General features: G+C 52.4%; 17 protein-coding genes. 13 read left to right on the forward strand and 4 right to left on the reverse strand.

Annotated features, from left to right (window positions below; genetic code table 11):
* The first annotated feature begins 1 nt into the window (after window position 1).
* The 7 genes from sufD to IPM28_14220 all read left to right on the forward strand — a co-directional run bounded on the left by sufD (window position 2) and on the right by IPM28_14220 (window position 6,036).
* Window positions 2–1,150, forward strand: coding sequence for a Fe-S cluster assembly protein SufD (sufD, locus tag IPM28_14190; protein ID MBK9174131.1), 1,149 nt, complete (start codon window positions 2–4; stop codon window positions 1,148–1,150).
* Window positions 1,151–1,154: 4 nt separating this feature from the next.
* On the forward strand, window positions 1,155–1,355 hold the full coding sequence (locus IPM28_14195) for a hypothetical protein (GenBank protein ID MBK9174132.1): 201 nt from the start codon (window positions 1,155–1,157) through the stop codon (window positions 1,353–1,355).
* 35 nt (window positions 1,356–1,390) lie between these two features.
* Complete coding sequence (locus IPM28_14200) at window positions 1,391–2,614, forward strand: cysteine desulfurase (GenBank protein MBK9174133.1); 1,224 nt, start codon at window positions 1,391–1,393, stop codon at window positions 2,612–2,614.
* A gap of 49 nt (window positions 2,615–2,663) precedes the next feature.
* Window positions 2,664–3,026, forward strand: coding sequence for a cupin domain-containing protein (locus tag IPM28_14205; protein MBK9174134.1), 363 nt, complete (start codon window positions 2,664–2,666; stop codon window positions 3,024–3,026).
* Window positions 3,027–3,100: 74 nt separating this feature from the next.
* The gene (locus tag IPM28_14210) at window positions 3,101–4,807 is read left to right on the forward strand and encodes a formate--tetrahydrofolate ligase (GenBank protein MBK9174135.1); all 1,707 of its coding nucleotides are present in this window, start codon (window positions 3,101–3,103) and stop codon (window positions 4,805–4,807) included.
* Complete coding sequence (locus IPM28_14215; GenBank protein ID MBK9174136.1) at window positions 4,808–5,257, forward strand: SUF system NifU family Fe-S cluster assembly protein; 450 nt, start codon at window positions 4,808–4,810, stop codon at window positions 5,255–5,257. It begins immediately after the preceding gene.
* A 161-nt stretch (window positions 5,258–5,418) separates the two neighbouring features.
* Window positions 5,419–6,036: a hypothetical protein gene (locus IPM28_14220; protein ID MBK9174137.1), complete on the forward strand. Its 618-nt coding sequence runs from the start codon at window positions 5,419–5,421 to the stop codon at window positions 6,034–6,036.
* Window positions 6,037–6,038: 2 nt separating this feature from the next.
* Here IPM28_14220 and IPM28_14225 read toward each other — a convergent pair whose 3' ends face one another.
* Window positions 6,039–7,535: a glycerol-3-phosphate dehydrogenase/oxidase gene (locus tag IPM28_14225; protein ID MBK9174138.1), complete on the reverse strand. Its 1,497-nt coding sequence runs from the start codon at window positions 7,533–7,535 to the stop codon at window positions 6,039–6,041.
* Between the two features lie 152 nt (window positions 7,536–7,687).
* Here IPM28_14225 and IPM28_14230 point away from each other — a divergent pair, with 152 nt between their 5' ends.
* Entirely contained in the window at window positions 7,688–8,278 is a 591-nt protein-coding gene (locus IPM28_14230; protein ID MBK9174139.1) for a DUF2585 family protein, read from the forward strand.
* 71 nt (window positions 8,279–8,349) lie between these two features.
* On the opposite strand, the gene IPM28_14235 is transcribed toward IPM28_14230, so the two are convergent.
* A complete protein-coding gene (locus IPM28_14235) occupies window positions 8,350–9,141 on the reverse strand; it encodes a hypothetical protein (protein MBK9174140.1) in 792 nt (263 codons plus the stop codon).
* A gap of 5 nt (window positions 9,142–9,146) precedes the next feature.
* Window positions 9,147–9,674: a DUF4149 domain-containing protein gene (locus IPM28_14240; protein ID MBK9174141.1), complete on the reverse strand. Its 528-nt coding sequence runs from the start codon at window positions 9,672–9,674 to the stop codon at window positions 9,147–9,149.
* 136 nt (window positions 9,675–9,810) lie between these two features.
* Here IPM28_14240 and IPM28_14245 point away from each other — a divergent pair, with 136 nt between their 5' ends.
* Complete coding sequence (locus tag IPM28_14245; GenBank protein MBK9174142.1) at window positions 9,811–10,137, forward strand: hypothetical protein; 327 nt, start codon at window positions 9,811–9,813, stop codon at window positions 10,135–10,137.
* Window positions 10,138–10,175: 38 nt separating this feature from the next.
* On the opposite strand, the gene IPM28_14250 is transcribed toward IPM28_14245, so the two are convergent.
* Window positions 10,176–10,994 carry a glycosyltransferase family 2 protein gene (locus tag IPM28_14250; GenBank protein MBK9174143.1) on the reverse strand — a complete coding sequence of 273 codons (819 nt, stop codon included), beginning with the start codon at window positions 10,992–10,994 and terminating at the stop codon, window positions 10,176–10,178.
* 496 nt (window positions 10,995–11,490) lie between these two features.
* Here IPM28_14250 and IPM28_14255 point away from each other — a divergent pair, with 496 nt between their 5' ends.
* From IPM28_14255 to IPM28_14270, 4 genes are all read left to right on the forward strand, one after another.
* Window positions 11,491–12,606, forward strand: a complete 1,116-nt coding sequence (locus tag IPM28_14255; GenBank protein MBK9174144.1) for a glycosyltransferase family 4 protein — start codon at window positions 11,491–11,493, stop codon at window positions 12,604–12,606.
* A 297-nt stretch (window positions 12,607–12,903) separates the two neighbouring features.
* Entirely contained in the window at window positions 12,904–14,514 is a 1,611-nt protein-coding gene (locus IPM28_14260; GenBank protein MBK9174145.1) for a glycosyltransferase, read from the forward strand.
* 283 nt (window positions 14,515–14,797) lie between these two features.
* Complete coding sequence (locus IPM28_14265; protein ID MBK9174146.1) at window positions 14,798–15,448, forward strand: class I SAM-dependent methyltransferase; 651 nt, start codon at window positions 14,798–14,800, stop codon at window positions 15,446–15,448.
* 27 nt (window positions 15,449–15,475) lie between these two features.
* Window positions 15,476–16,573: a DUF1972 domain-containing protein gene (locus IPM28_14270; protein MBK9174147.1), complete on the forward strand. Its 1,098-nt coding sequence runs from the start codon at window positions 15,476–15,478 to the stop codon at window positions 16,571–16,573.
* Window positions 16,574–16,575: the final 2 nt, after the last annotated feature.

Here is a 16,575-nt window from a genome sequence, read left to right on the forward strand (position 1 = left end):
AATGGTTTTATCAACAGCCGTAATGAAAACACATTTTACGGAAGATCTTAAGAAGCGGATCGCCAATGAATCGGATCTTGAACTTCGATCGATCCGTGAGGAAGCATTTGCGGAATTCGCGTCAAAGGGATTTCCGTCGCTCTCGCATGAGGACTGGAAATATACGAACGTCGCTCCGATCGCCACGGCCGACTGGACGATAGACAGCGGACGCTCGAACTCGCCGGCGGCGTTGGCGATAGACGATCTGAAACGATTCGACTTTCGCCGAAATGGCTTCACCGCTCTTCACCTGGCATTTGCCGATATTGCCGTCCTCGAGATCGAAAAGGATACGGCCGTGATCGACCCGATCGAGTTTAATTTTGCGGCCGAGGACGGAAACGCGATCTTTCCGCACGTGATCATAATTGCCCGTGCCGGCAGTAAGGCAACTATCGTTGAATCTTATGAGGGAACGGGCCGGTGCTTTACAAATACGGCGGTTCAGGTCTTGGTCGAAGAGAACGCGAACCTGACCCACTATCGTATTCAAAAGGAATCGGCAGAAGCGTTTCATTACGGTGTTACAGAGGTCCTCGTAGAAAGGGGAACCTACAATGCGACCAACATCAACTTTGGCGGCGCGATATCAAGGCATGATATCGAACTGAAGTTTGTTGCCGAGGGCGGTGAGGCGTGGGTAGACGGCCTGTATATGCTGAACGGTTCGCAGCATTCGGATACTCACTCGATCATCGATCATACGGTACCGAACTGCACATCGCATCAGAACTACAAGGGCGTGATGAACGACGGTTCGCGGGCAGTATTCAACGGTAAGGTGTTTGTCCGCGAAAATGCGCACGGAACCGACGCGCAGCAGTCGAACAAAAATCTGCTATTGTCGAATGACGCACGTGTGGACACAAAACCGCAGCTTGAGATCTTTAACGACGATGTAAAGTGTTCGCATGGTGCGACCGTCGGTCAACTCGAGGAAGAAGAACTTTTCTACCTGCTCACGCGCGGATTGCCGGAAACGCTTGCAAGAAATCTGCTTACGTACGGATTTGCGGAAGAGATCATAAATAAGATCGGGATAGATAGTATAAAAAGCGATCTGGACGCCGCCGTCCTGCATCGGCTCAACACAAAGTTGGAAGGATAAGATAATGAGAATCAGAACATCATTGATAATTGAAGAAAGTTTGTTGGCAAAGATCGACGAGATAGCCGGTGAAAAACAACGCCGTGCTGCGACGATCGAGACGGCTTTGCGCGAATACATCGAACGCGAGACCAAAAAAGCGCGAACCAGGCCCGTGCCTCCGGTGACCGCAAAGTCGAAGGCGATCGCGGCAGCCAAGCGCTGATCGAGGGGGCTGTTAACATGACCGCAGTAGGAACAATGAGCAATTGGAACGTTGAAAAGGTCAGAAAGGATTTTCCGGTGTTGGCGCGAGAGGTAAACGGCAAGCCTCTGGTCTATCTTGATAACGCTGCGTCGTCGCAAGTTCCGCAGATGGTCATCGACCGCGGATCAAAGTATCTTGCCGAGGAACATTCAAACGTTCATCGCGGCGTTCACTACCTGTCACAGCATGCGACAAATGCGTTCGAAGCGGCCCGCGAAAAGGTCAAACGATTTATAAACGCCAAAGAAGCGGCGGAATGTATATTCGTCCGGGGTTGTACCGAGGGCGTCAATCTCGTGGCGTCGAGCTATGGCCGGCAGTTCATCAACGAAGGAGACGAGATATTGGTATCACAGATGGAACACCACTCAAACATAGTTCCGTGGCAGATCGTTGCCGAGGAACGCGGTGCGAAGATCCGTGTCATACCAATTAACGAACGCGGCGAGCTGATCATCGAAGAATACGAGAATCTGCTCAATGAACGCACAAAGATCGTTGCAGTTTCGCACGTTTCAAATTCACTTGGAACGGTAAACCCGGTGAGGGCGATGATCGCGACCGCGCACAAGTTCGGCGTGCCTGTTTGCGTCGATGCGGCCCAAAGTGTGCCCCATTTTCCGGTTGACGTGCAGGATCTCGACGCAGATTTCTTTGTCTTTTCCGGACACAAGATGTTCGCCCCGACCGGCAGCGGCGTGGCTTATGGCAAACGTGAATGGCTCGACAAAATGCCGCCGTATCAAACGGGCGGCGGTATGATCCGCACGGTAACGCTCGAGCGTTCGACATTTGCTCCGATACCCGAGAAGTTTGAGGCCGGAACACCTGCTATAGCAAACGCTATCGGGCTCGGAGCGGCTATCGATTACATAAATGCGCTCGATTTTGAAGCCGCTGCTGCATACGAACACGAGTTGCTTGAGTATGCGACCGAGCGGCTCGCGGATATTCCGGAAGTGACGATAATCGGAACGGCGGCCGAAAAGGCGAGCGTTCTTTCGTTTACGATAGAGGGAATTCACCCGCATGATATCGGTACCATTCTAGACCAGCAGGGCATTGCCATCCGTGCCGGACACCATTGTGCACAGCCGGTCATGCAGTTCTTTGATGTGCCTGCGACGGCGCGTGCGTCTTTCGCCTTTTACAACACGCGCGAAGAGGTCGATAAGTTGGCGGATTCGATCCAGAAGGTGATCGAGGTATTTGCATAGGATTTGGCTGAAGAGGACCCGCCAGCCTTCACTTGTTTTTGCCATTTGTATGGAGAAGGTAAATTTAGCCGAGAAATTTTCGCTTTTTGCAGAGCACTGGCGGCCAAAGATCGTTGGCGAACTGAACGGGCAGGAGGTGAAGCTCGCGAAGTTCAAGGGCGAATTTCCGTGGCATCATCACGAAACGGAAGACGAGCTTTTTATGGCGGTAAAGGGCAGTTTCCGCCTCGAGTTCCGAGATAGGACCATCGAGCTTTCTCCGGGCGAATTCGTCATCGTCCCACGCGGCGTCGAGCATCGGCCGGTCGCGGACGAAGAAGTTGAAGTGATGCTCTTTGAGCCGCAAAATGTGAAGAACACCGGCAATGCTGACGACGCACGCTTTACATCGCCGACCGGTGAGAGAATTTGATAAGTCAAGCGACGAAAAAAAACCGTCGAATTGTGAGTGGCGTCACGACATTTGCATACGAAAAACCAAACAATATCGGCATGCACTCTGATCTAGACATCGCACAGAACGCGAAACTTCGTCCGGTTACCGAAATAGCCGCGCAGCTTGGCCTCAGCCCTGATGATATCGATCTTTACGGCAGTCCATACATTGGCAAGGTTCGTCTTGACGTACTTGAGAAGTTCAAGGATCGGCCGAACGGCAAATACATCGATATTTCAGCCATAACACCAACGCCTCTCGGTGAGGGAAAATCTACGACTCTCATCGGGCTCGGCGAGGCGATGCAGCACCTTGGCAAAAAGTCGGTGATCACCTTGAGGCAGCCATCACAAGGGCCGACCTTTGGGATAAAGGGCGGTGCGGCCGGCGGCGGCTATGCACAGGTCGTGCCGATGGAGACGTTCAACCTGAACCTGACCGGCGACATTCATGCTGTAACTGCGGCGACAAACCTGCTCGCGGCAATGATCGATAATAAACTGCTCCGGGGAAATCCGCTTAACATCAATCCGCACAGCATCACGTGGAAACGGGTTGTCGATACCAACGACCGTGCGCTTCGCAAGATCATCGTCGGGCTCGGCGGCCGTATGGAAGGCGGCATTCCGCGTGAGACCGGTTTTGACATCACGGTCGCGTCGGAGGTAATGGCCATCCTTGCCTTGACCACCTCGCTTCAGGATATGCGGAAGCGCTTCGGCAGGATCGTCGTTGGACTGACGCACGACAAAAAGCCCGTAACTGCCGAGGAGATCGGAGCCGCCGGTGCGATGACCGTGCTGATGCGCGATGCAATCCGCCCGACGATAATGCAGACGCTAGAAAACACTCCCGCGCTTGTACATGCAGGGCCTTTCGCCAACGTTGCCCACGGCAACAGCAGTATCTTGGCCGACATGATCGGAATCAAGACGGCCGATTACCTGATGACCGAGTCCGGTTTCGGTGCCGACATCGGTGCCGAGAAATTCTTTAACATCAAGTGCCGCTACTCGGGCCTCAAGCCCGATGCGGCCGTCATCGTCGCGACCATCCGAGCGCTAAAATCGCACAGCGGAAAGTATAAGATCGTCGCCGGAAAGCCGCTGCCGCCCGAGATGCTTGAGAACAACGTCGCCGACGTCGAGGCAGGTGCCGCAAACCTCCGAAAGCAGATAGAGAACATTAAGCTCCACGGCGTTACGCCGGTCGTCGCGATAAATGCGTTTGCGACCGATCATCCCGAAGAGATCGAGGCGGTAAAGCGGATCGCGATCGAAAGCGGCGCGCTCGGAGCGGCCGTTTCGACACATTGGGCCGATGGCGGAAAAGGTGCGATCGAACTCGCCGAAATGGTCATCGCCGCTGCCGACGAACCGAGCGAATTCAAATTTCTTTACGACCTCGATCAGCCGATCAAGGCGAAGATCGAAACGATCGCGAAAAAGATCTACGGTGCTGACGACGTCAGCTATGCGCCGTTTGCCGATGACCAGATAAAGAATTACGAGGCAAACGGTTTTGGCAAACTGCCGATCTGTATGGCGAAAACACACCTCAGCCTCAGCCACGACCCGACGCTGAAAGGGGCTCCGACCGGATTTACGCTTCCGGTCCGAGAGGTGCGGGCGAGTGTCGGAGCCGGTTTCATTTATCCGATCTGCGGCGACATGCGTACAATGCCGGCTTTGCCCGAACATCCTGCGGCCGAGCGTGTAGATATCGATGAGAACGGTAATGTTGTAGGATTGTTCTAGATGTCAGAATTAACCGAGCTTTATCAGGAAACGATACTGGAGCACAACAAGAACCCGCGGAACTTTCGCGAGATCGAGGATCCAGACAAGACCGCACTGGGAAATAATCCGCTATGCGGCGATGCGCTGCAGGTCTATGTAAAAATGGAAGGCGACAAGGTCGGCGATGTCGCGTTCAAAGGGTCAGGCTGCGCCATCTCCAAGGCTTCGGCGTCAATGATGACACAGGCCGTAAAGGGTAAGACGAGGGACGAAGCGGACAAGCTTTTCAATGAGTTTCACCGAATGGTCACCGGCGAACTTGATATCGAGACGGAAGAGAACGATCTTGGCAGACTGAAAGCATTTTCCGGCGTACTGGAGTTTCCCGCACGTGTAAAGTGTGCCTCACTGAGTTGGCATACGCTAAATGCAGCGCTCCATGGCGAAGACGAGATCACGACGGAATGATCGTTCACAGCGAAAGTAATCCCTCTCGCAAAACGACGTCACGTCCGTCATAGCGCAGAAAAAGTCTTTGACATCACATCTCCATTCCAACTAAAATCCCGTCATCACCGGTCTTGATGAGTTTCCGAATTCAAAGGGTCGATCTTCTCAGGAGGAACACGATGCGTAACGGTAGCCTTTTCATAATTTTGGCGGTTCTTGGCTTTTTTTCCGTTTTTGCCCAAGCTCAGAATTCTGAAAAGAGTCCGTCGGGCATCGAGGTCATAGAGTACTCCTGGAAGCCCTTCGAAGCCGACCGATCGGCGGTCGCGATGCCGCAATTTCCGCATCAAGACTACGGTGTGATAGGCAGCACTCCGCCGCGTCCCGAATACCAGCGGACCGGGATCAACGGCGAATGGCGACGCCAACCCGAGGATCCGAATGCCGCACCGAAGAGAGTTCAGAAGCTTGATGAGGGCGAGACTTCATTCGATGTCGCGATGAAGCTGAAAAACACCGGCGTCAAGACCGTGAGGTCGTTTGAAGCCGTGTTCGTTTTCACAGACCCTCGCGGAGACGAGATCGTCCGTTATACCTTCGCGGCAAGCAAGTCGCTCTCGCCGAACGAAGCATCGGAATTCAAGCGGAATGTCACCGGTTCCAAACGAAAGGAATATTCGAAACCGCTGACCGTTGACATCGTCTCTGACATTCGACACCGGACGACGAAGATCGCAGTCAAAATAAACAAGGTGGTATATTCGGACGGTACGTCGTATGAGGCCCCGGAAAAATGATCCTAGGCATGCCGAGGCAGATAGCCTGCTGCGACTGCCGTGAATTCCTCGACCTCCTTAGCCTTTTTTTCCTCGGTCCATCCCAGTAATTCGCCGACGATCGCACCGACATCTGGTGCGATCTCCAACGCCGCTCGCGCATCAATGAATAATATGCGGGTCCTGCGCGCAAGGACGTCTTCGATCGACCTCGCGAATTCATTCACAACTGCATTTCTGACGTCACCGGTCGTGTATGGCAGATCGGCGCACAGACGTTCGCCATCGGTTATCTCAGACGACCGATGAACGATCGGGAGATCGATGGTCCTGGACGGAACGCTTCGGAGTCCGGCGACCTCTATTGCCCGATCGACCGCATTTTCGGCCATTTTCCGGTAAGTTGTCCACTTTCCACCGGCGATGGTGACCATACCAGAGCGGTCGACCTCGATACGGTGTTCGCGTGACAGCCGCGAAGTTGCAGTTTTCTGAGATGAGCCGATAAGTGGACGGATTCCAGCGAATACACTCAGGATGTCATCTCTCGTCGGCCTTTCGCTCAAATAGGCACCGGCCGCCTCCAACACAAAGCCTATCTCGGCGTCCTGAGCAACGGGCTCAGCGACCGGACGATCGATAGGCGTCTCGGTCGTCCCGACAAGCAGCCGTTCATGCCACGGTATGCAAAACAGCACTCGTCCGTCCGGCGTCACAGGTATCATCATTGCGTCGTCGGTGGGCAGGAACCTCCGGTCGAGGACGAGATGGATGCCCTGACTGAATTTCAACAACGGTCCCGCGTCTTGATCGGACAATTGCCGGACCTGATCGCTGAATGCGCCCGTAGCGTTGATCACCGCTCTGGCCATAACTTCGATATGATCTTCGGATTCGAGATCGACGAATTCGATCCGGCTTTCAGGTGACGTCAAACGCTTTTCGATCCTGACGAGCTTTGCATAGGTCAGGATCGAAGCTCCAGATGCGGCCGCGGTTTGGGCCAGTTCAATGAGCAAGCGTGAGTCATCAAAGATCCCGTCAAAGTACAAAACGCCGGCCCCTAAGTGCTTCTGGTTAACGTTCGGAAGCCGTTCGATCGTTTCGTTTCGCTTGAGAATTCTCGACCTGCCGAGGCTTCTGCGGCCCGCGAGCAGATCGTATAACTTTAGTCCGGCGCTGTATTTGATCGTCTGCCAAACGCTGTAACAAGGTACGATGAACGGTTGGATCGCTACTGAGCCCGGAGCGTTGGCAAAAACCACCCCGCGTTCGAAAAGCGCTTCGCGAACAAGAGTGATATTGCCTTGAGCGAGATATCGCACCCCGCCATGTAAGAGCTTTGTGCTTCGGCTCGACGTTCCCTTGCCCAGATCGTGCTGTTCGATGAGCAAGACCTCGAGACCGCGGCTCGCTGCATCTAGCGCACACCCGACACCCGTAGCTCCGCCGCCAATTACGACGATGTCCCACGGTTCGTTTCGTTTCCGAACCAGTTCAAGTGTGCGGTCTCGCTGCATTGTTCATTAGATTCTTACTCAACCCGTGACCGTTCGCAACGACGCGGACCGAACGCCATGAACCAAGATTCGCACAAGCAGACCGGCCGTTCTCCGGTCGGCGCTATCGGACTTGTATTTGATCCGTCATCCTAAGACAATTATCCAAGCTTATGAAAAGGATCGAAGAACAAAAAACGTCAGTGTTCGGGACGATCTCAGTGACGGTTTCGGTCCTGGCCACTGTATCGATGGCTGCGACCCTCTATGCGCTCGGGCGGGTTTGGTGGTGCAAACTGGGCGACTATTCGGTCTACGTTCACGAGGCCTGGAATAGCAGTCACACGTCACAGCATCTGATCGACCCTTATACATTCACCCATGTTCTTCACGGTGTTTTGTTTTTTTGGCTGACCGGGCTTGCGATCTCGAAGCTAGATATTCAATGGCGGTTCGCGATCGCAATGGTCGCTGAGGCAGCTTGGGAAGTGCTCGAGAACACGAATTATATTATCGAGAAGTACCGCGAAAATACGGCTTCAATGGACTATTTTGGCGATTCGATCGCAAACTCGGTTGGAGATCTTGCTGCCTGCGGCATCGGATTTTGGATCGCCGTTCGATTTGGCTGGTGGCGGTCGCTGATGTTTTTCGTTGTGGTCGAATTGATCTTGCTTTGGTGGATCCGCGACAGCCTACTGTTGAATATCGTAATGCTGGTCTATCCGCTGGAAATGATCAAGAGCTGGCAAATGGGAGGCTAGGCCGCAAGACCCATCACAGGTGCCCGCCGTTCCCTTCTGACCGAACGTTGCGCAGAGCGGTTTCGTGATCGTCAGCGCTCGCCCCTTGCCGCTTCAACCTGCGTTTGAAGCTCGACGGCGAGCTTCCGGGTGCCAGGTTGATCGAACGTCTCTGTCCACCGAAGCGTCTCATCAAGGATCCGCAGTTGGTGTTCGCGCCAATTCGGTTTTCCAACTACACAGCCGAACTCGCCGTCGTAATAGGCCGTTCGCGGTGCGCGGATCGATTCTGAGAGTTCCTTATCGACCGAGATCATGATCGTCGGTATGCCTGCGTTTTCGATGCCGCGGGCAAGGATGGCAAGCGTCTGGTGACACAATCGTGAAGCCGGCACGAGCAGTACGGCCTGAATTTCGTATCGGTGCAAGCGTTCCGCCATCCGAGGAGCGAGTTCTTCCGCCACACGCGCACCGTTCGGGATCCAGGGGCTGAGCGACCACCATACGTTGTTGAGGCGTCCGATGACGCTGTTCGCTTCGTATTCACTCAATCGGTCGATCGGGATCTGAACATTTCGATCTTCAGAAACGAATTTCGAATCGTAGCCTTTGGCGGTGTAACGCAGATCGATTGCTTCGACCTCGACCGGAAACTCACGAAACTGCAGGTCGCCGTCACGAGACGATGTCTCAAAAGGCTCTGTCCCGTCGATATAAGCACCGGCAGACGTGATCAAACCGAGATTCAGCATCGGCAATGCACGACGGACGGGCGTGAACGGCGCGTTAACATTGCGAATGAACGGATAACCGGCAAGTGACTCATTCCCATTCCATCGGGCTAGAAGTGATAAAAATTCGCTTTGTTTCTCGATAAGTTCCATACAAACTAGATCTTAAAATCGTTTTGAAAATCGAAACTGTCAGGGCCTGATCGCTTTGTTGGGCCATATCCGCGGTTCGCAGCGACAAAAAACACCAGCAAAGCAGCGATCATTCCGGCGATAAGAACCCACACCGAATATTCATGCATCGCATTGAACTGCATTCTAAGAGGGTCATCTGTCGCGACCTGATCGATCGGCTTTCCGATCTCTTGGCGAAGCAATAACAGCCACCAAGCGATGACGAACTGCCCGATCGCACAACTGACAGCTGTTACCAACAGGAGAAAACGTTCTGTCCAGAGCCAGAGCTTACCTGCAGCCGCTTGCCCGACAAGCGACGTGGCCAGAAGAATCAGCGATATCGCCAATCCGCTGTAATTCAAGATCGCAAGAGTTCGGTTGACAACTGCACCGGCGAGCTCCCGTTCAGGCAGAACGGCAAAGGCGCTTTGAGCCACGAAAATAAAATAGACGGCAGCCCCAAGCCAAATGCCGATCAGCAGAAGTCGAACCTGATTGAAAAACTTCATTTTCCGATGTCCCGGACAACGCCATATTATGGCCGACTTCTGAGGAAAGGGCAAAGCCTGCGGGCGTGGGACATTGAGCCGGGTAAGCGTTATTGATTGCACGGATGTCTGACGTGGGACATAATCAGGAAGCCAAATGAACCGCGGGAGATCGTACATTAATGGTGACGCGGGCCGGCCGGTATCCAAAATGGAGAATCAACGAAACGAACCTGCAAGATCGACCGACCTGCACCGGCTTTCTCACGATCTGCGAACGCCGCTTACAAGCATCATGGGCTTTGCGGAGCTGCTTCTGGAGGATGATTCCATCCAGGGCCAGGCGCGGGATTATCTGTCTATCATCGCAGAGGAATCAAAGAAACTCGCCGATATCCTTGCGGATCATTTGGCTGAGTTCGATTCCGCGACCAATGAATCTTCACGAGAAAATTCGCTTTGTGACGATGAAGAAGCCGGATAATTGCCCGCGGACGGATCTTATCGTCCTAACTGCTGCGATCAGTCGTAGAATCGGCCGAAATTCAAACACATTTTTCTAACCATCAGCCCGGTTGCTGAGACGCCGCCAAAGTGTGTTGCCGACCGCTTATAGAACGACCGATTGTTTATGATCGCGGGGATCTTATACAAGGCATAGATCAACCCGAAATTCTTGCTGCCCTCGGCATTACCTCGATGCTGTCGATACAAGACCGTTTGAATGTCGAGGTGATCGATCTTTCCAAATTTAGCGGTGTTCACGGCAACCCAGTGGTCATGCATCATTTCGGGCATTGCGAACGGCAATGACGCAGAAGCCGCGGCACGATTCGCGATGATCGTGCATCCGGTGACCACATTTTGTGCGAGCAGCTTTTTCCAATCCGTCGCGACCTCGGGATCGAGGCTCTGATAATTCCATAACGAACCGTCGATCTCGGCGAGTTCATCGTCGACGACCGCGAGATCGGTAAAGACGAGAATTGGGGTATCGTCGCCATACCGGCTGGCGAGTTCTGAGATCCGTTCAAACGATCTCGACATTTTGTCGGGAAGCCAAACGTCGTCCTGATCTGCGAACATGAAATGGTCCGCGGTCGACGCCTCGAGCAACCGCATGAACGATCGTCTTAGCCCAAGGTTTCCGTCGGAATCCCGTATTACCTTGATTCGCTCGTCTGCCAAAGCGCATTCTTCGATGATGGAAACGGTGTCGTCCTGAGAACCATCATCACGTATCATCAGACGGAAGTCCGAAAAACTCTGACTGAGGATCGATTCGATCTGTTCACGAATGAACAGCGAGCCGTTGTATGTTGACATGAGGACATCGATCATTCTGAGATTGTGTTCCAGATTGCTTTTTACTATGCAAGTTTCAAGTTGCGAAGTGAGGTCCGCGTCGATTGATGCATTCGTAGCCTTATCTATTGTTGACACAACGAATTCGTATTGATCATCGAACAATCATAACGGTTCGATGAATGTCGAAGTGCAACTCGTACGACGGCTTTCTTCTGTGAGTCGAGAGTCGATGAGAACCGACGGTTTGAGTCATATTGATTCAGTTCTTACATTCTTTCCTTTCTGACGCGGACAAAATACAGCCTTGAATGACGCTGGTAAAGCTCGTTGCGATCGGGAACAGCGACGCCATCTAAGAGAATTGTTTTTCGGACGCTTTACACATCTTCTACTACGGCAACTTAACTAAGATCGTCAGCGAATAACCGTTGCATTCTCGTCCCTTATCGCTTAACGTAACTAACATCGAAAAACTACGTGATGGTGTATTCTGGCGGTTCAAACCGGATATGTCCGACAAATAAATTCTATGCGAGTCGCGATTGACGCACATACGGTTGGCACTCAGCTTGCCGGTAATGTCACATATATCACCAATATGATCGAGAGTCTTGCGGAGATCGATCAGAAAAACGAATATACGCTTTACGTGATGGAGCCACATGCGATCGAAATTTATCAAGGCCGATGGTCCAATTTTAGGGTGCGTCGATTTTGGCACCGTTCAAGAATGTTGCGATATTTCTATTCGTTTTCAAGTCAGTTGAGACTTCACCCGGCCGATATTTTCTTTTGCCAATTCAATGCACCACCATTTTGTCCGGCCAAGATCGTGACCGCGATCCACGACCTTGCGTTCGAGCATCTGCCCGAGACTTTCAATAAACGGAGCAGCGCACAGATGAAGGTGACCATTCGCCGTACAGCGAGGAAGGCGAAACATATAATCACCTGCAGCGAATACTCGCGTAACGATGTGATCGAGGCCTACGGTATATTACCTGAGAAGGTCACAAATGTTTACCTCGCTGCAAACGATAGTTATAAACCAGTACGAGACGCATCGACTCTTAATGCGGTTCGTGCGAGATATGGCCTAGACGGTGAATTCATCCTCGGGGTTGGTTCGGTCCAGCCGAGAAAGAACCTGGTTCGCCTGATCCAGGCGTACGGGATGCTGATCAAGGCCGGGACGGAACTTCCTCCACTGGTTCTCGTTGGCAAAAATGCATGGCTCTTTGATGAAAGTATCGCGGCAGCGTCTAATTATGGCGTCGAAGACCGAGTTCACTTTACCGGGTTCGTCCCCGACGAGGATCTGCCAGCGTTGTATTCGTCTGCAAAGTTTTTCGTCTACCCTTCATTCTTTGAGGGCTTTGGGTTGCCGCCACTTGAGGCCATGCAATGCGGAACCCCTGTTATCGTTTGCGACCGCACAAGTTTGCCAGAGGTCGTCGGTGATGCGGGCATTCAAGTAGATCCATACAGTGTCCCTGCGATCGCCGAAGCGATGAAGCGGTTGAATGCCGACGGAAAACTACGCGATGAACTGCGGTTAAAAGGCCTTGAACAGGCAAAGAAATTCTCGTGGAGGCGCGCGGCTCGCGAAACGCTCGACGTTTTTGAAAAAGTACACTCGGAATAACGGCAGCGAAATGCTCCCGATCCGGCCTTTACTCGAACAGGATGATCGCTATGTCCGGGATCGATCGAGGAAGGCAAGTGAAGCATCCAACTAGCACTCTCGACATCGAAACCTTTCGTAAAATCATCAGTATTTTCCTGTGACAATGCCGAAAAGTGATACCGAGTCTTTTGTTTCTATTCTCCGATATTGGCGGGGCGAGAAAAATGAAAGAAATGCCGATGATTCCATTCGCAGAACCAGCAGTGCTAATGCCATTTTGGCTAAAGAAATAGAGAGGCACCTATCAATGCCAGAATGACGTTAAACAAGCTGAATAAGTTGATCGAGGTGTTGCGAAATTACGGCTTTGGCCGGGCGGCGCGTATTTTTCGAACGCTGCATATTCTCCGCCAGCGTGACGTGGAATATCAAAGATGGATCGATAGCCTGGTATATGCGGATACCGGGAAGTTGACCCCTCGTTTGACACGTCGACCGCTAATTTCGATCTTGATGCCGGTTTACAACGTCGATGAACGATGGCTTCGTCTTGCAGTGCGTTCGGTCATCGAGCAGACTTATGACGAATGGGAACTTTGTATAGCTGACGATGCATCTACAGCATCGCACATCAGGCCGCTGCTCCTTGAGTTTGCTGAGGCTGACCACCGGATAAAGGTCGTATTTCGCCAGACAAATGGCCATATCTCGGCTGCTACCAACTCAGCTCTCGAAATTGCTGCCGGTGAATTTTGCGTGCTGATGGACAATGACGACGAACTTTCCCGCGACGCGTTGTTTTGGGTTGCTTACGAGATCGCCACACATAGTGACATAGCCGTGGTCTATAGCGATGAGGATCTCATTGACGAAAATGGTCGACGATTCAACCCGCGATTTAAGGCTTCTTGGGGACGCGAATCGATCTATGCAGGCAACGTTGCGACACATTTGATCGGCTATCGTACCGAATTGATCCGCGAGGTCGGCGGCTTTGACAGCGAATTCGACGGCAGCCAAGATCACGACCTGATACTTCGGGTTACAGAACTCGTTGATGAACGACAGATCCGGCACATTCCGCGAATTCTTTATCACTGGCGCGCGATTGAGGGTAGCGTAGCCCTCGACAATGAAGGTAAATCGTATGCGATAAAAAACGCTAGGCGCGCAATAAGCAGGCACTTCGAACGCAAGGGTATCGATGCGGTGAGTGAGGAGGGCTTTCCCGGGCACCACCGGGTACGGTACCGGTTTTCCCACCAGCCCAAGGCGAGTATTATCACCCGAGGTGACGCCGAGGCGATCAAATCGCGAACCAAATATTCGAATTTTGAGATCGTGCCATCCCAAGAAAAAGCGTCCGGCGAGGTGTTCTGCTTTCTAAATGCCGATACCATACCCTTGAATTCAGATTGGCTGATCGAGGTCATTGGTATTGCGTGCCAACGGCAGATAGGGGCTGTTGGCGGGCTCGCAGTTCTTCAGAATGGAGCAATAGCAAATGCCGGATTTGTGCTCGGCGATGGCCGCGTTTGGCCACTATTTGCCGGTATCGACCGATCCCGGCTTACATCTTTTCAACAGCTGATGATGATGCGCAATGTCACTGCGGCGGGAGGCGGAATGATCGCAATTTCGACAAATGCCCTAAATGCCGTCGGGGGGTTCGATCCGTACAAACCTCTTGGGGATATTGACCTATGTCTGAAATTGATGGATTCAGGGTTTCGAAATGTGTGGACACCATTCGCTGAGTTCGAGGTCTCGTCACCTCAGTCTATGAATGAAATAGAGGCGATGTCGAAACTCGCCGAATGCTATCCAGAGTGGTTTGCGAGCGATCCAAACTACAATCCGAATCTCTCGTTCGAGCGTGCAGGCTATGGCCTCGCATTTCCGCCGCGTAACAGGGTTAGGCCGTGAAGACCGGTGATCACGGCTGTGACTTTCGACGTTAGTGGCGAAATCTGGTTTACTTGAGTTACGGGAGGCGTCCCCCTTATCAGCCATTGCCCTCTGATGTGGATTTGAAATCACAATTCCAGATCATTACCCGGATTGCTTATGGCGATCAGTTGGTTATCGAAGAATGTTTCCTGAACGCAGAAAAATGATCAATAGGTGACTGCTGGTCCCGACGTTTGATGAGTCCGGCTTTCAACATGGTTCGTCGATGTTGGTGATCTGCGCTTAGTACGACAGAGCAATGTCAATCGCATATAAGATCTCTAAGTTCAATCGGAAGCGAAAATGGAAGACCTTTGTCGATGAGTTGGCCCCGTCGCAGTCGACGCGCGTCCTTGATGTCGGCTGTTCGGACCATGAAATGTCGGAGACCGACAACTTTATAGAGAAGCACTATCCATATCTCGAAAATCTGACCGCCCTTAGTTTGGAAGCGCCGTCGAATTTTAAGAGGTCATATCCGACTGTTGAATGCGTTCAATATGACGGTAATTCATTTCCCTTTGGCGACAAGAGTTTCGATATTTGTTGGTCGAACGCGGTTATCGAACATGTTGGAACGCGAGAACAGCAACTCAATTTCCTTCTGGAGATAAAGAGGGTATCAGCCCGAGCTTTCATTACGACTCCGAACCGCCACTTCCCGGTCGAGGTGCACACACGGACGCCGTTACTGCATTTTGGTCCGAAACCCATTTTTGAATGGTATCTGAGAGCAATAGGCAAGGGATGGGCAACCGGTTCATACATGAACCTGCTAACATTGGACGACCTGAAGGGACTACTAAGGGACGCGGGAATTTCAGACTATAAAGTTGTAAAGAATAGACTTTTTGGCTTTACGTTGGATTTCGTTATCATCTTTTACTCAGGTCCGTCATCCCGTGCCTAACGAACGCAGATCTCTCATGACACTGAAATGCGCATTGCGATAATGGGAACACGGGGAATACCCGCAAACTACGGCGGTTTTGAGACATTTGCCGAACAGCTTTCGTGGCGCCTTGTTGAACGTGGGCACGAGGTGACTGTATATTGCCGTTCGCATCACGTGCCGAAGACCATGAAGGTGTATCGCGGCGTCCATCTAAAGGTGCTCCCGACCGTGAAACACAAATATCTCGACACGGTCGTGCACACGTTTCTTTCGGCAGTTCATTCCGTCTCGCAGAGGTTCGATGTCGTTCTGTTATGCAATGCCGCGAACGCGGTCTTTATCCCCATGCTGACCTGGACAGGCACCCCCGTTGCGATCAACGTCGATGGGCTCGAGCGAAAACGGAAAAAGTGGAACTGGCTGGGGCAGTTTTATTATTCGATCGGCGAGCGGGCATCGGTCTGGTTTGCGACTGAGATCGTCACCGATGCCAAGGCGATCTATGATTACTACAAGACGGAATACAGAGTTGATTCGACGATGATCGCTTACGGGGCCGATGTCGAGCGGGCGATCGATGCAGAAGCAGTATCGGAGTTTGGTGTCGAGCCGGAGCGTTACTTCCTATACGTTTCGAGGCTCGAGCCTGAGAACAACGCCGCGATGGTTATCGAGGCGTTTCGTCGTATCGAGACCGACCTTAAACTCGTGATCGTCGGCGATGCGCCGTACGCAGATGAATACAAGAAACAGCTGCGCCGCCTTGCCGCCGATGACCCAAGGGTGATCTTTACCGGATTTGTTTTCGGCCAGCGCTATAAATCGCTGCAGCAAAATGCCTATGCATATATCCATGCGACCGAGGTTGGCGGCACACATCCGGCTTTGATCGAGGCAATGGGCTATGGAAACTGCGTTTTGGCGTATTCGACGGTCGAGAATGTCGAGGTCCTTGGTGATGCCGGGATCGGATACGCGGACGTTGAAGAACTAAAACGCGAAATGCAGGCGATCGCCGATCGCCCGGCACGAGTTCTTGACTATCGGGAACGCTCACAGCAGCGGGTCAAAGCAGAATACAGTTGGGAAAAGATAAGCGATCAGTACGAGGCACTGTTCAATAGGCTCTCGAGATCTTAGTA

The sequence above is a fragment of the Chloracidobacterium sp. genome, assembly GCA_016716305.1.
Taxonomy (GTDB): Bacteria; Acidobacteriota; Blastocatellia; order Pyrinomonadales; family Pyrinomonadaceae; genus OLB17.

Bases quoted from the DNA above. Each gene is read 5' to 3' on its own strand.
- IPM28_14260 (MBK9174145.1), top strand. From the start codon at position 12,904: ATGACGTTAAACAAGCTGAATAAGTTGATCGAGGTGTTGCGAAATTAC.
- sufD (MBK9174131.1), top strand. From the start codon at position 2: ATGGTTTTATCAACAGCCGTAATGAAAACACATTTTACGGAAGATCTT.
- IPM28_14215 (MBK9174136.1), top strand. From the start codon at position 4,808: ATGTCAGAATTAACCGAGCTTTATCAGGAAACGATACTGGAGCACAAC.
- IPM28_14205 (MBK9174134.1), top strand. From the start codon at position 2,664: ATGGAGAAGGTAAATTTAGCCGAGAAATTTTCGCTTTTTGCAGAGCAC.
- IPM28_14225 (MBK9174138.1), bottom strand. From the start codon at position 7,535: ATGCAGCGAGACCGCACACTTGAACTGGTTCGGAAACGAAACGAACCG.
- IPM28_14255 (MBK9174144.1), top strand. From the start codon at position 11,491: ATGCGAGTCGCGATTGACGCACATACGGTTGGCACTCAGCTTGCCGGT.
- IPM28_14245 (MBK9174142.1), top strand. From the start codon at position 9,811: ATGAACCGCGGGAGATCGTACATTAATGGTGACGCGGGCCGGCCGGTA.
- IPM28_14250 (MBK9174143.1), bottom strand. From the start codon at position 10,994: ATGATCGATGTCCTCATGTCAACATACAACGGCTCGCTGTTCATTCGT.
- IPM28_14240 (MBK9174141.1), bottom strand. From the start codon at position 9,674: ATGAAGTTTTTCAATCAGGTTCGACTTCTGCTGATCGGCATTTGGCTT.
- IPM28_14270 (MBK9174147.1), top strand. From the start codon at position 15,476: ATGCGCATTGCGATAATGGGAACACGGGGAATACCCGCAAACTACGGC.
- IPM28_14200 (MBK9174133.1), top strand. From the start codon at position 1,391: ATGAGCAATTGGAACGTTGAAAAGGTCAGAAAGGATTTTCCGGTGTTG.
- IPM28_14220 (MBK9174137.1), top strand. From the start codon at position 5,419: ATGCGTAACGGTAGCCTTTTCATAATTTTGGCGGTTCTTGGCTTTTTT.
- IPM28_14195 (MBK9174132.1), top strand. From the start codon at position 1,155: ATGAGAATCAGAACATCATTGATAATTGAAGAAAGTTTGTTGGCAAAG.
- IPM28_14230 (MBK9174139.1), top strand. From the start codon at position 7,688: ATGAAAAGGATCGAAGAACAAAAAACGTCAGTGTTCGGGACGATCTCA.
- IPM28_14265 (MBK9174146.1), top strand. From the start codon at position 14,798: ATGTCAATCGCATATAAGATCTCTAAGTTCAATCGGAAGCGAAAATGG.
- IPM28_14235 (MBK9174140.1), bottom strand. From the start codon at position 9,141: ATGGAACTTATCGAGAAACAAAGCGAATTTTTATCACTTCTAGCCCGA.